Below are 14,226 nucleotides of genomic sequence, written 5' to 3'. Positions count from 1 at the left end.
AGTTTAACTTTTATGGCTATCTATAAAACTGATAATTTTTTGGTACAAAGGATTACCTCCGAAAGCCATTTGAGACATCATACCAATATGTTTTTTACCTTTTATCTCTTCAAAAATTACTTTTTTTCCTTGTTTCAACATTTCATCTTTAAACGCTGGACTTTGCATTCTGATTGATAAAAAAGTTTTTTCGCCCATAAATATCAAATATGGATTATTGATGTTTGGAATTTTATAAAAAGGAGATGCTGTTTTCCACTCGGCTGGCTCGCTTGTGAAAACTTTTAGAAAACCAGGTACATATTCATCATCAGTATTTATTTGCAAGGTTAAATATTGGTGTATATTTAAGCCAAAAGCATCATTTAAAATCACCCCTTTTATTGGATTTTCTACCCCAATTTTTTCAAAATACTTTTTATCTTGATTTATTAAAGCTGCTAAATGTGCTCCAGCAGAATGTCCCATTATAAAAATACGATTTGGGTTTCCGCCATATTTATTAATATTCAGCTTTACCCAATTAACTGCTTTTGCGCAATCAAAAGCCATTTCTTGATATTGCACATTTGGAGACAAAGGATAATTTATAACTACAACAATTTTTCCTTTTCTAGCGAAGTTTCTTCCTAAAAACCAATAAGTATCTTTTTTACCACTATTCCAGGATCCTCCATGAATAAATACAATGACATCTTGAGGAGTTTTAATATTCTTTTCGTGATAAATATCTAAAAGATTAAAGTTCACTTTATCAGCGTAAGCTATATCTTTCTCTTTTTTAACTTTAGAAAATGATATGATGGACGTAAGCATAATGATTTGGAGAATTATAAAAAACTTCATTTTTTTAGGAAAACATGAATTAACAAATTAGGATTTATTAAATATATCTTAAATTATTGCAATTTACACATCAAAAAAATTAGCTTTAAATACAGCATTTCTTATATTTTTTACCACTACCGCAAGGGCATGGCTCATTTCTTCCAATTTTTGGATCTGCTTTTATAGGTTCTAGACTGCCCCAATCCTGAAATTCATTTTCATAATAATTACTACCCAAATTATAAGTAGTGTTTTCATAAATTTCAAAAATATTATTAATATCCATTTTATGGTAATTAACATTTAAATTATCAAAAGCCTTCTTTAAATAATTAAAGTCACCATTAACCATCGTATCAACAAAGTCTTTTTCATATAGTTCTTTAATAATTGGCAATAGTTGTTTCTGATTTGTATCAATTACGTCTCCAATTAACATCCCTAAATAATTTTTATCTATTAATTCTTCATCAAAATTACTTGCATTATAATAGTTTAAAGTTGCACAGTATATATCTGATATTTCATCTTGTTTGTGTTGATTATGTAATGCCATTTGGCATAAAGCTTCTGATACAGTTGATTTTATAAATGTGTAATAGTTATCATCTATTAATACAGCAGCCAAGGCTTTTGTGTTGTTAAAAGCTAGTTTATATAAACATTGCCAAAGTGTCTCAGTAATATGGTCTCCTAACCAAAAATCTAAAAACTCCTCATCGCCTTTTAAAAAGTTTAAAATTTTAGGCAAGCTACTTTCAGATTTTAATTCCATCAATAAAAATATGGCATGTAAGGGGAAATCTAGAAATTTATTGTCTTTTAAGCTATAAAAATGGCCAAATCTAAACTCTGCGTCCTTTAAAAGAGATTCTAAATCTTCAATCAAGGTTTGTTTTGGCAGTGCTAAAATTTCATGTATTAATTCTTGCTCTATTGTTATATCATTTGCATATAAATAGTTAATTTCAGTATGGTTGAACTTTGGCGGTTTTGTTATTTGAGGTATATTTTCTAAAATATTTATTCCACGTTTCTTTTTTTTACTATTTAAATTAGTGAGATAATTTAAACTGGTTTTCATCCTTAGATCATACAGTAATCCTTCCGCTTCCTCAACGTCAATATGCTCCTTATTAATTTCTTTCATTTGCTGTAAAACTTCCTCGGCTTCTGCTAATTTACCTAAACCAGCATAATACATTATCACTAGTTTAAAATAACCCAAAACCTCTGCTAAATGAAATAAATCCCTATCAGGATATAAATCTTTTAACAATAAAGTTGAACCTAAAGTAGTTAATGCTTCATCAAATTTGTTTTCATTAATTTGTTTTGTAACCAGTCCAAATAATCCAAAAAGGTAATCTGGATGGTCAATTAAAATTTGCTGATTAATTTCATTAAGCTTATCCCTTTCCCCTCTACTTTGATAAGCTACTGCTAAATAATTTTTTAGTTGCGGACATTTAGGGTACTGCTCAATAAGTTTAATTATTTTTTTAGTAGTAAAACTTTTAACCTTATTTACGTTAATTTCAAAAAATAAATCTTGTAGTATAGTTGATAATTCTGGTGTGATACCATATTTATCGTTACTAAATTGTGAATCTTCTGTTATAAGCAACCCACCTTTATAATATGTGTTGTATTCCATTGTTAATTAAATTTCAAAATTTAAACCATCGTAAGCGAGGCTAATACCTGCTGGCAATTCGGCACTTATATTTTTGTGAGTACCTAACTTATGACTAATGTGAGTAAAATAGGTTTGTTGGGCATTAATTTCTTGAGCAAAAGCTACAGCTTCATCAAAAGTAAAATGCGAAATGTGTTTTTCTTTTTGTAAGGCATTTAGCACCAGTATTTTAGTTCCTTTTATTTTTTCTTTCTCTAATTCCGAAATAGTTTTAGCATCAGTAATGTAAGTGAAATCTTTTATTCTGAAACCCAAAACTGGCATTTTAAAATGCATTACTTCAATTGGCTGTATGCTTATATCTCCTATTTCAAAAACATCATTATCAATATCATAAAACTTAATTAAAGGAATTCCTGGATATTTAAAATCGGAGAAAATATAGTAAAACTCTCTTTTTAATGATTCTTGTGTGGCTAAATTGGCATAAATAGCCATTTCAGATTTTTGCTTAAAATTAAAAGCTCTAATATCATCTAAACCTGCAATATGGTCTTTGTGAGGATGAGTAAAAACCACAGCGTCCAATTTCTGAATATTCTCCCTCAGCATTTGATACCTAAAATCTGGTCCGGTATCAATAATTACAGTTTTTTCATCAGATTCAATTAAAACACTACTTCTTAAGCGTTTATCATTTTTATCTAAAGATAGGCAAACCGCACAATTACAAGCTATAACGGGTACGCCTTGTGATGTTCCAGTGCCTAAAAATGTAATTTTCAAATTGCTAAAGTTGTTTGCTTAATAGCGTAGTAAAAAGATTTTTGTTTTTCGGATAGTTTAGTTTCATCAGCGTCAATAGTTTTTAGCAATTCTACTAAAGAAAGAATTTTACTCTCTAAATTAGAAAACTTATTCACCATCACAATTTTACTGTTTTCTATTAAACACGACCCCGTTTTAAAATTCCCTTTTTCGTACCTTACTTTAAAGCCTAACTCTTTTAACAGCAGCTCAACTTTTTCTAAAGTATGATTGGTAAAAGAGATATTCATGTTAATATTATTACAACTAATTATCTTGAGTCTTGTTTTTTAATTCTAGATAAATTATCTCAAATCAACCACATCCACTCCAGGGTATTTCTTAGCATCAAAAGAAAAAACAGCATCACTCACTTTAATATTAGGTGTAAATGCTTTTATAAAGTAGGTATAAACATTTCCGTTTTTATCATTAACCACAATGTTAGAAATTTGTTTATTTACTTTATCAATTCTCAATTTAATTTTAGAAAAAGAACGTGTTTGTAATGGCGCAAGTTCAATATTTTGATATTTACGTCCACTAATGGTAGTTTCACCTAAGTAAATATATTTGAAACCTTTTTCGTAAATGGTGAAAATTTGAGCTGGGTTTAATGCTGTTGAACTATTATCTATCTCATTTAATTGAACCTCATTATCCTGCTTTAAATAAGTCCATTGTACTTTACCGTCAGATATTAACTGTTGGTTTGCTATAGCAATATTATACTTATTCAATTTTGACTTTGCGTACATGGTACCGGCTTGGCTTTCGCTGATGTTTGCTTGTGGGTTTTTTATACTGTATGTAAAATCAGCTTTAATAACATCATAAGATCGGTATTTTTTACTTACACCTGCTAAAATAGCTTTCGCGGTAGCGTCTGATTGTGCGTATGTGAAAGTTGTTGCGCTTATTAGTGCTATCAGTAATATTATGAAATTTCGTTTTCTCATTATTAGTCTTTTTTATCCAAGTTAGACAAGAACTGTTCCAAAGCATAGTCGTCTAATATCAATACTTCTCTGGCTTTACTGCCTTCAAAAGCTCCAACAACTCCTGCTGCTTCTAGCTGATCAATAATTCTGCCTGCCCTATTGTAACCCAATTTAAGCTTACGCTGAATTAATGATGTTGAACCCTGTTGGTGCAATACTATTAAACGAGCAGCATCTTCAAACATTACATCTCTATCACTTGGATCAAAATCTTTAACGCTTCCACCATCACCATCATCGCCAACATATTCTGGCAGCACATAAGCAGATGAATAACCACGTTGCTCGCCAATAAAATCAGTAACTCTATCCACTTCTGGTGTGTCAACAAAAGCACATTGTAACCTAATTAAATCACTTCCGGTTGATAAAAGCATATCTCCTTTTCCAATTAATTGATCGGCACCGCCAGAATCTAAAATGGTACGTGAATCAATTTTAGAAGTAACTCTAAAAGCTAACCTTGCCGGAAAATTGGCTTTTATTGTACCTGTAATAATATTTACAGATGGCCTTTGTGTTGCTAAAACTAAATGAATTCCAATTGCTCTTGCCAACTGTGCCAACCTTGCAATTGGCGTTTCCACCTCTTTACCGGCAGTCATCATTAAATCGGCAAACTCATCAATAACTAAAACTATAAAGGGCAAAAATTTATGTCCGTTGTTTGGGTTTAGCTTACGCTTTATAAATTTCTCGTTGTACTCTTTTAAATTTCTTACACCAGCTTCTTTCAATAAATCATAACGCTGATCCATTTCTATACACAAAGAATTAAGCGTATTAATTACTTTTTTAGTATCGGTAATAATGGCATCATCTTCTCCTGGTAATTTGGCTAAAAAGTGGCGTTCAATCTTTTTAAATAAAGAAAGCTCCACCTTTTTAGGATCTACCAATACAAATTTTAATTGCGATGGATGTTTTTTATAAAGTAATGAAACCAAAATGGTATTAATACCTACAGATTTACCTTGCCCGGTTGCCCCAGCTACTAACATGTGAGGCATTTTAGCTAAATCGGCAATAAAGACTTCATTAGAAATGGTTTTACCTAAAGCAATTGGCAAATCCATGGTGGTGGTTTGAAACTTTTCCGTAGCGATGATGGAGCGCATAGAAACCATTTCTGGATGTGAATTTGGCACCTCAATACCAATTGTACCTTTTCCTGGCATTGGCGCAATAATCCTAATTCCTAATGCGGCTAAACTTAAAGCGATATCATCTTCTAAGTTTTTAATTTTAGAAATCCTTACACCTGGTGCAGGAATAATTTCATAAAGCGTTACCGTTGGGCCAATAGTTGCTTTAATTTTGTCAATTTCAATGTTGTAGTTGTTTAACGTTTCTACAATTTTGTTTTTATTGTTTTCTAATTCGGTTGTATCAACAGCTATTTTATTAGAACCATATTGCTCTAAAAGTTCTAAAGTTGGCGTTTTATAGGATGCTAAATCTAAAGTTGGATCATATGCCCCAAATTGTTCTACTAAATCTTCAGATTTTATTTCTTCTTCTGTTTTCTCTAAACTTAACTCTAACTCTTCGGGTTCAATAATTTCCAGTTCTTTATTTACTGTTTTTTTAACTTCTTCAAAATCTGGTTTTATAACATTATCAAAACCGTCATTATCTAAGGTATTATTTACCTCAAAACTATTAGTTTTTACTGTTTGTGCTTCTTCAATAACTGGTTTTGGGGGCAACGGCGCATTTACAAGAGGTGTAGTTTTCACTTCTTGGTAGCGACGAGCAACATAATCTTGTTGTTCTAAAACTTCTTCCTCATCCTCTTCTATCTCCCCAGCATAAGCATGTTCAACTTCGTATTCATCAACTGGATCTGTATCTAGCAAAGGTTTTGGCGTTCTTTTAGGTAATTTAAAATCAATATTATAAGCCATAACCAAACAAGTTAGTCCGGCAAAAAGTAATAAGCCACCTACACCGCTACTACCAATTTGGGCTTGTAATAATAAATTAGTGTAATAACCAAATTCTCCTTCTAAGAAATGAGGATAATCACCTATAAAAGCATGAAAAAAAGCGAAGGTTACTGAAGTGAAAATTAATAAGAAAAAGCAATAAGCCAGGGTTTTAGGTAGCGATAATAGTTTTACCTTAAAAAGTAAACGATATCCAATTATAATGAAAATGAATACGAATATAAATGAAGCTAAGCCAAACCATTCGTATATAAATTGATGGGATAGCAAAGCACCTAATTTACCGGCCCAATTTTGAATATTTGGATCTAAAACTCCATTAGATTTTAACTCCTCAGAGGTTTTAAAGAAATTACTCCAACCACCATTAGCATCAATCACATAACTTTGGTCTTCTTGCCAAGTAAATATGTAAGAGGTAAAAGAAATTAAAAAATAAAGAGCTAATAATAAAATAAATAAACCAGCAATTTTAATAACCCTATCATTATTAAAATTTAGCTTCGGAAAACTTTCCGTAGGTACTTTTTCTGTCTTTTTCTTAAACGGTTCAGAAGATGCCGAAGCTTCTTCTCTAAACGTATTTGTTTTAAATTGATTTCCTCTTACAGGCATTCGCTAATAAATTTTCACAACAAATATAATTTAATGCTTAGGTAGATGCTAAAATAATTTCTTTTAATTACTTATATCATTAAAAATTGGTTTTTTAAAAAACTCTTTTTACTGAATTATAGCCAATTGAAACAAAAAACTCAAAGTTTTAAATTCTAGGTTATTTTTATTTAAACATTTTGTGGTACAAGAAAGAGCCTGTTTAAAATTCATTTAATAATTTGTTTACAATTATCTTTTGCTACAAATCTTTATTTTTTTTGAATTACAGTTTCTATTGGAATTAAAGGATTTTTGCTTTTCGCAAGATAACTTCTGTTTTATTTTGCATAATCTCCCTTTATTCAATCACAAATTACCATTAAATATTTTTTTAAATTAAATTTATACTGGTTTTTAAAAAAAAATGTAACGTATCGAATCAAAATCTTAAATTATGATCAAAATTAGGCGATATATTTTTTTGCTTTAGAATTTATGTATAATATTACTGCTTAAACTTTCAAAATGCAACACACTTTTTTAGAAGATTTAATCATTAAAGAAGATGAAGAAGCAATAAAAAAGCTTTTATCAGAAAAACCAGAGTTGGTAAATGAGGAAACCAGTCATCAAGTTTCTCCGCTGATGTTATCTTGCTACTTCAACAAAAAACAGATAACACCAATTTTATTACAATTTATAAAAGATATTTCTTTACAGGAAGCATCTGCGGCAGGTAAATTTGACGAAGTTGCACACCAAATTTTTAAAAATCCAAATCAAATAAACAATTTTTCTAATGATGGTTTTACGTCTTTAGGCTTAGCTTGTTATTTTGGACAAGAAGAAGTTGCTCGTTATTTAGTTTTGAAAGGTGCTGATGTTAATTTACCCTCAAAAAACGGATATCATGTTTTTCCGTTACACTCTGCGGTAGTTGGTAATTTTACAGGAATTAGCAAAATGTTGATAGAAAACGGCGCAGAAGTTAATGTGGCACAATTAAACGGACTTACACCATTACACTCGGCAGCACAAAACGGCAATATTGAATTAATTATTTTATTATTAGAAAAAGGTGCTGATACAACTTTAAAAATGGAAGACGGCAAATTACCAGCAGATTTGGCAATGGCTAAAGGATTTATTGAAATTGCTGATATTTTGGCTTAATATTTTTGAGAATAGTTGGTAAATCAAAAAAAACAATAATTAAATATCCCAATACTGCACTTTTTTACGTTTTATAAACGTACGAATATCTAAAACTATAGCGGCAAAAAAGTAAAATGCTAAAGGGAAACCCACTGCTAAAAAAGACGTGTAAATAAAAAACAATCTTATTTTTGATTGCGAAATCTCAAACTTATCGCCTAAATAGGTGCAAACACCAAAAGAATAACGTTCAAAAAAAATCAGAATTTTATTAATCATATTCTTAATGTTTTATAATTTTTAAACCAATGCCACAATTTAGGCATTTTTTTTCATCACAGTAATATTTTTTTAAATGAATAATTGCTTGTGTATCAAACGCATTGCTCACATTAAATCCTCTTTCAATAAAACCTCTGCTAATTTTATTTTCCTCTGGCTTAATAGTGAGCAATAAATTAAAAGCCAATTCCACAAATTGTTTGTCCCCTATTTCTTGTCCGTAAAAGAATAAAAGTGGCGTTAAAGCATTAATTAAAATATTATCAATACTTAAATTCCCAATATTTATACTTCGTTTAGCAACCTCTTTATCAAACATGTAATGCTTTATCCAATAGTTATTTATGGGCAAATCTTTAAATATTGCACTATAATCTGCTTTGTTTTTTACAGCTATAATTTTTGAAAACAAATGTTGAGATTTTAAAACCAATGCCGCAAACTGACTCAATCTAACTGTTGGAAAATTATCAGGTCGGGTTTTAGAGAATTTCCATAAGCTTATATCAATTACATTAAGTTGGTATTTGGCTCTTAAAAATTGAAATTCTGCTTTTAATTGAGATGGATATTCATCTTTTAGTTCACCTTGTAAGAATCCTGCAACACCAAAAACCAAGGCTTCTACCTGTAAAACAGAATTTTTGTGTTTTGCTAAAATAAGCTGCGGTAAGTTTTTAGATAACAACTCGAAAGGCAAAGCATTTACTTTAAAACCAAAGCTTTTGGCTAAAACGGTATAAAAGGTATCTTCCCAACTGCCATTATATTTATTGTAAATATCCTTTATAATTAGTGATTTATGCTCTAACCGTTCGGTAAGCATTCTATCTAAACATTGATGTTTCGTAAAATCATCCACCAAATTAACTTGCGCCTCGCATGGTATCCAATAATTATTTTGACTTATAAGCTCGTAATTCTCAATAACTTGAGGATTTACCAAGTTTTTAAGTTCTAAAACAGGCAACAAAGTTTTATCTGTTCTGTAAATTGGCACATCATGTGTCCAAACTACATGTAAAATAACGTTATCATAAGCCTTATCTTTTTGGTGATGGTGTTTCAACCAATCAGAAGATTTGATGTGAATTTCTACATTCCCAGCCCAAATTGTTTCTGCAATTTTTACTTTGGCGTTAAAAAAATCAGGACCCGAATCTAAATTATGTATTCCAAAATTAATAATTTGTAAAGATTGATGATCTGTGGTAAATAATTCTAAAGGATTGAAAAGTTTATACTTCCAAATAAAATGTAATATGTTTTCGGTAGATAGCATGGTTAAATTTATGAAAATATAAATTTAGTTGGTGTAAATTTTAATCTAAAATTAATATTACCTATTAGATAATATAATTTATAATGAACTGTTGCTTTTGATTGGAAATAATAATATGTTTATGAAAACCCAAAATGATATGCTAAACCGTAGAAAATTTTTAAAAACAAGTGCCTTATCAGCCGTATTAGCCATAAATATTCCACAAATTGTTGAAGCTGCAATGCCAGAAACACAAAAACCAAACATTATTAAACAAGATGATATTATTCTTTTTCAAGGAGATTCTATTACTGATGCTGGCAGAAAAAGAGAAGATGCCAATTTTAACACCAATAATAACTTAGGTACAGGTTATGTTTTACATACTGCCGCAGAGCTATTAACCAGCAACGCATCAAAAAATTTAAAAATCTATAACAAAGGTATAAGTGGCAATAAAGTTTACCAATTGGTAGAACGTTGGGAAACAGATTGTATGGCTCTAAAACCAAATATACTGAGTGTTTTAATTGGCGTTAATGATTATTGGCATTTCCATAGTGGCAAATACAAGGGCACTGTTGAAATTTATGAAAATGACTTTAGAGCGCTTTTACAAAAAACAATGGCTCAATTCCCAGATTTGAAATTGGTAATTGGCGAACCTTTTGCCCTTAAAGATATTAAGGCTGTTGACGATACTTGGTACCCAGCTTTTGACGAATATAGAATGACTGCTAGAAAAATAGCGAAAGATTTTAATGCAGTTTTTGTGCCTTATCAAGCTGTTTTTAATGAGGCTTTAAAATATGCCCCAGGTGTTTACTGGACAAATGACGGTGTACACCCAAGTTTAGCTGGCGCAAAACTGATGGCAAACGCTTGGCTTAAAGCAACAAAAACTATATAATGCTAAACACATTATATAATTGACTAAAGCCAAATGCTTAAAGCTAAAAGCTAAAAACCTGATTATATGAATATTATATAATTATTTTTCGAATTATTTATAAAAGCTTTGGTAAATTGCATATTATTTTAATTAGCACAAAATGATAGATCTTCTGAATTTTAAAGAGATACTTTCTGTATCTATGATTCTTTTTGCAATTATTGATATTTTAGGTTCAATTCCTATTATTATTGATTTAAGACGCAAAGCCGGCGGACATATACAATCAGAAAAGGCAACTTTGGTTTCTTTGTTTTTGATGCTTATTTTCTTGTTTTTAGGCGAAGGCTTATTAGGAATTATAGGCTTAGATATTTCTTCTTTTGCTATTGCTGGTTCTATTGTTATTTTTATAATTGCAATGGAAATGGTTTTAGGTATTAACTTTTTTAAGGAAGAAATACCCGAATCAATATCTATTGTGCCATTGGCATTTCCATTAATTGCTGGGGCAGGCACCATGACTACCCTTCTATCCTTAAAAGCAGAATATGCCACCATTAACATTGTGATAGGTATTTTTGTAAATCTTATTTTTGTTTACGCAGTACTAAAAAACTCCTTGCGTATAGAAAAACTTTTTGGCCCCACTGGATTACATATTTTAAGAAAAGCTTTCGGTATAATTTTATTAGCCATTGCTATTAAAATGTTTAGAAACAATACTGGTCTGTAGGTTTTTGTTGATTAGTTTTATTAGCTGAGTTTTAATTTAATAATTTTTTAATTAGTGAAGTAAAAAAAGCTATAATAGATGCTTTTCTCTTCACCACGTCATGTCGAAGATACGAGACATCTCACAAGTAAGTTCTGCATGTAGCGTTTAATACCAAATATATGAGATGTCTCACTATCGTTCAACATGATGAGTTTTCTTAACTTCATCACCTTGGGCTAGCGTTAGCAGATGCTAGAAGAAATTAGCAGCCAATTTTAATCAATGAAAAGAAAAAAAATTTGGGATTTATATAAAATTTAAAGAAAATTAAGTTTCCACATTTTTTAAAGTGCTTTTTAATTTTAACTCCAACAATACAAATATTAGATTAGTTGTTTCAAATAAAAAATATCTTTAAACTTCTGGCACCATGTGCGCCTAAAACTAAGCTTTGCTCAATATCTGCTGTTTTTGATGGCCCTGCTACAAAAGTTCCAAAGCCATATCTTTTATCCCCTATTAATTGGTAGGCATGGTGCATTGTGGCTACTATGTTTTCTTTATTTACAATAAAAGCCAAATGTTGAGGAATAAATGGCAGTACTCTTTCACTAAATAATTCATCATTTATCCAACAAGCTCCGTTTTCGGCAACTGCAAAATGTGCTGGTAAAATCATTAGTTCAACATCTGCTAATTGGTGGTTATCCGCTCCATTAAATTCTTCGGCAATGGTTGAGTATTCTTTTAATGGGCTAACAATTCTTACTTTACCAACTGCAAAATCAGTTTCAATTTGTTTAATAACTTCCTCTGTATTATTTACTCCAAAAACCTTAGCTCCTATTCCTTCAACTACTCGGGTAAATTCTGCTTGTAAGTTTTCTGTGGGTGTTACAAAAAAGTGTGCTAATGATGGCATCACTAACTCATCTGGCTGGTTTTGCTTTACTGCAGCTAATATTTGGTCTCTGCTACTCATTATTATCCTTTCTATTTTTACTGTACCATTCACCAAAAGATGATGTTGGCACTGTTGGCATTTCTCTGTGTAAATACCATGCATTAAATTTATTGTTTGCTACAAACGGAGCGTATTTAAGTGTTACTCTGGCAGCTTTACCAGCAAGCCTGTACATTGTTGGCGATGCTAATGTTTTTGCCATAACCTGAATTGCTAATGCTTTTTTAGGATCTACTATTCCTTCTTTAACTAATACTTGTCGCCATTTGTACAATTGGTCGTGAATATCAATTTTTACCGGACAAACATTAGAACATGAACCACAAAGGGTTGATGCAAATGGCAAGTCGGCATGTGCTTTCATATCTAAATTTGGCGAAAGTATAGAACCTATTGGCCCAGCAATTACAGCTTGGTAACTATGTCCTCCACTTCTGCGATAAACTGGGCAGGTGTTAAAACAGGCCGCACATCTAATGCATTTCAATGAATTTCTGAAATCTGGCCTTCCTAGCTGTCTTGTTCTGCCATTATCTACCAATACAATATGCATTTCTTTGCCTACAATTGGTTTTGCAAAATGACTAGAATAAGTAGTGATGGGTTGCCCTGTGGCGCTTCTTCCCAATAATCTCAAGAATACAGAAAGGTGTTCTCTTTTAGGGATTATTTTTTCAATCCCCATACAAGCAATATGGATATCGGCTAAATGTGCGCCCATATCTGCGTTGCCTTCATTGGTACAAACCACAAATTCACCTGTTTCTGCAATGGCAAAGTTTACGCCTGTTAATGCTGCTTTACGGGTTAAAAAAGTATCTCTTAAGTGTTGTCTTGCGGCTTCAGTTAGTAGTTGTGGGTCGGCACTGCCTTTTGGTGTGCCTAAATGTTCATGAAATAACTCGCCTATTTCTTCTTTCTTTTTATGGATGCAGGGTAAAACAATATGACTTGGTGGTTCTTTTGCCAACTGAACAATACGTTCGCCCAAATCAGAATCTATTACGCCTACTCCGTTTTTTTCTAAAAAATCGTTTAAATGGCATTCTTCGGTCAACATCGACTTACTTTTTACCATTTCTGTGATGTTATGCTTTTGCAAAAGTGAAAGTACAATTTCATTATGCTCTTTAGCATCTGCCGCCCAATGAATTTGAATACCGTTTGCTTTGGCATTTTTCTCAAATTCTTCCAAATAATTATGAAGATTTGAAAGGGTATGGTTTTTTATTTGAGAAGCTGCCTCTCTTAGCTCTTCCCATTGCGAAATTTGATGCGCTACTTTGTCTCGCTTTTGGCGGATAAACCACAATGTTTTATCATGCCAATCTACCCTATCTTCATCTAAATTAAATACTCTTGATTTTTCTGCGTGGTCTGCTATTTTCACTATTTTCTCCCGTTTAAAATCTCAGCAATGTGTATAATTTTGGTTTTACTATTCTGCCTTTTCAAAATACCATCCAAATGCATTAAGCAAGACATATCAACACCTGTAATGTATTCTGCTTGGTTTCTAACATGGTCTGCTACTCTATCTAATCCCATTTTTGAGGACACTGCTTCTTCTGCAACGCAAAAAGTACCACCAAAACCACAGCATTCGTCCTTTCTGTCTAGCTCAATCATTTCTATACCTTCAACCATATCTAATAGCTGTTGTGGTTTTGAAAAAGCCGCAGCATTTAATTCTGACATTTGAGATATTTTTAAACCTCTTTGCCCATGGCAACTTTGGTGCATCCCTACTTTATGCGGAAAGCTAGCAGTCAGCTTATCCACTTTTAAAATATCAGTTAAAAAACTAACTAACTCAAATATGGTTTCACTTATTTTCTTGGCTTCCGCCGGATGATTTTCATCATGCAAATGTTCGCGAATATGCAATACACAGCTTCCTGATGGAGCTACGATGTACTCAAAACCCTTAAAGTTTTCTACAAAGTTTTTATTACAGCCTCCGGATAAATGTTCGAAACCTGAATTTGCCATTGGTTGGCCGCAGCAGGTTTGGTTTTTAGGATAACTAACCTGACAACCGTATTTCTCTAACAATTCTAGTGTTGCAATGGCAACATTAGGATAAAACTGATCTACATAGCAAGGAATAAATAAGGCAACTCTCATTAA

The 14,226-nt window shown here is 31.6% G+C and carries 14 protein-coding genes; 3 read left to right on the top strand and 11 right to left on the bottom strand.

Translation table 11 applies throughout. From position 1 onward, the window contains the following. Positions 1–3: 3 nt before the first annotated feature. The 6 genes from ACFSSE_RS16160 to ACFSSE_RS16135 form a co-directional block, all read right to left on the bottom strand. Complete coding sequence (locus ACFSSE_RS16160) at positions 4–846, bottom strand: alpha/beta hydrolase (RefSeq protein ID WP_379046075.1); 843 nt, start codon at positions 844–846, stop codon at positions 4–6. A gap of 85 nt (positions 847–931) precedes the next feature. Then, on the bottom strand, positions 932–2,485 hold the full coding sequence (locus ACFSSE_RS16155) for a DUF1186 domain-containing protein (RefSeq protein ID WP_379046072.1): 1,554 nt from the start codon (positions 2,483–2,485) through the stop codon (positions 932–934). A gap of 6 nt (positions 2,486–2,491) precedes the next feature. Continuing rightward, on the bottom strand, positions 2,492–3,253 hold the full coding sequence (locus ACFSSE_RS16150) for an MBL fold metallo-hydrolase (RefSeq protein WP_379046069.1): 762 nt from the start codon (positions 3,251–3,253) through the stop codon (positions 2,492–2,494). After that, complete coding sequence (locus ACFSSE_RS16145) at positions 3,250–3,525, bottom strand: hypothetical protein (protein ID WP_379046066.1); 276 nt, start codon at positions 3,523–3,525, stop codon at positions 3,250–3,252. The genes ACFSSE_RS16150 and ACFSSE_RS16145 overlap by 4 nt, the downstream gene beginning before the upstream one ends. Before the next feature lie 54 nt (positions 3,526–3,579). Further along, the gene (locus ACFSSE_RS16140) at positions 3,580–4,233 is read right to left on the bottom strand and encodes a LolA family protein (RefSeq protein WP_379046063.1); all 654 of its coding nucleotides are present in this window, start codon (positions 4,231–4,233) and stop codon (positions 3,580–3,582) included. Positions 4,234–4,235: 2 nt separating this feature from the next. Then, on the bottom strand, positions 4,236–6,839 hold the full coding sequence (locus tag ACFSSE_RS16135; RefSeq protein WP_379046060.1) for an FtsK/SpoIIIE family DNA translocase: 2,604 nt from the start codon (positions 6,837–6,839) through the stop codon (positions 4,236–4,238). A 507-nt stretch (positions 6,840–7,346) separates the two neighbouring features. Between ACFSSE_RS16135 and ACFSSE_RS16130 the strand changes: the two genes are divergently transcribed. Continuing rightward, positions 7,347–7,994, top strand: a complete 648-nt coding sequence (locus ACFSSE_RS16130) for an ankyrin repeat domain-containing protein (protein ID WP_379046057.1) — start codon at positions 7,347–7,349, stop codon at positions 7,992–7,994. A 39-nt stretch (positions 7,995–8,033) separates the two neighbouring features. Here ACFSSE_RS16130 and ACFSSE_RS16125 read toward each other — a convergent pair whose 3' ends face one another. Both ACFSSE_RS16125 and ACFSSE_RS16120 read right to left on the bottom strand, forming a co-directional pair. Continuing rightward, on the bottom strand, positions 8,034–8,255 hold the full coding sequence (locus ACFSSE_RS16125) for a PspC domain-containing protein (protein ID WP_379046054.1): 222 nt from the start codon (positions 8,253–8,255) through the stop codon (positions 8,034–8,036). Between the two features lie 4 nt (positions 8,256–8,259). Then, a complete protein-coding gene (locus ACFSSE_RS16120; RefSeq protein WP_379046051.1) occupies positions 8,260–9,540 on the bottom strand; it encodes a DUF2851 family protein in 1,281 nt (426 codons plus the stop codon). A 121-nt stretch (positions 9,541–9,661) separates the two neighbouring features. Here ACFSSE_RS16120 and ACFSSE_RS16115 point away from each other — a divergent pair, with 121 nt between their 5' ends. Together ACFSSE_RS16115 and ACFSSE_RS16110 are read left to right on the top strand one after the other, a co-directional pair. Then, positions 9,662–10,432 carry an SGNH/GDSL hydrolase family protein gene (locus ACFSSE_RS16115; protein WP_379046048.1) on the top strand — a complete coding sequence of 257 codons (771 nt, stop codon included), beginning with the start codon at positions 9,662–9,664 and terminating at the stop codon, positions 10,430–10,432. A gap of 142 nt (positions 10,433–10,574) precedes the next feature. After that, positions 10,575–11,150 (top strand): MarC family protein, encoded by a 576-nt coding sequence (locus ACFSSE_RS16110; RefSeq protein ID WP_379046045.1) that lies wholly within the window; start codon positions 10,575–10,577, stop codon positions 11,148–11,150. A 379-nt stretch (positions 11,151–11,529) separates the two neighbouring features. On the opposite strand, the gene ACFSSE_RS16105 is transcribed toward ACFSSE_RS16110, so the two are convergent. The 3 genes from ACFSSE_RS16105 to ACFSSE_RS16095 are packed head-to-tail and all read right to left on the bottom strand — an operon-like array spanning position 11,530 to position 14,223. Beyond that, complete coding sequence (locus ACFSSE_RS16105) at positions 11,530–12,114, bottom strand: LutC/YkgG family protein (RefSeq protein WP_379046042.1); 585 nt, start codon at positions 12,112–12,114, stop codon at positions 11,530–11,532. After that, positions 12,107–13,486, bottom strand: a complete 1,380-nt coding sequence (locus ACFSSE_RS16100) for a lactate utilization protein B (protein WP_379046039.1) — start codon at positions 13,484–13,486, stop codon at positions 12,107–12,109. Before ACFSSE_RS16100 ends, ACFSSE_RS16105 begins: the two co-directional genes overlap by 8 nt. Further along, a complete protein-coding gene (locus ACFSSE_RS16095; protein ID WP_379046036.1) occupies positions 13,486–14,223 on the bottom strand; it encodes a (Fe-S)-binding protein in 738 nt (245 codons plus the stop codon). Before ACFSSE_RS16095 ends, ACFSSE_RS16100 begins: the two co-directional genes overlap by 1 nt. Positions 14,224–14,226: the final 3 nt, after the last annotated feature.

Source organism: Pedobacter alpinus (assembly GCF_042684645.1).
GTDB lineage: Bacteria > Bacteroidota > Bacteroidia > Sphingobacteriales > Sphingobacteriaceae > Pseudopedobacter > Pseudopedobacter alpinus.
The sequence above is the reverse complement of the archived record's forward strand: the minus strand, read 5'-3'. Positions and strand labels throughout refer to the sequence as shown.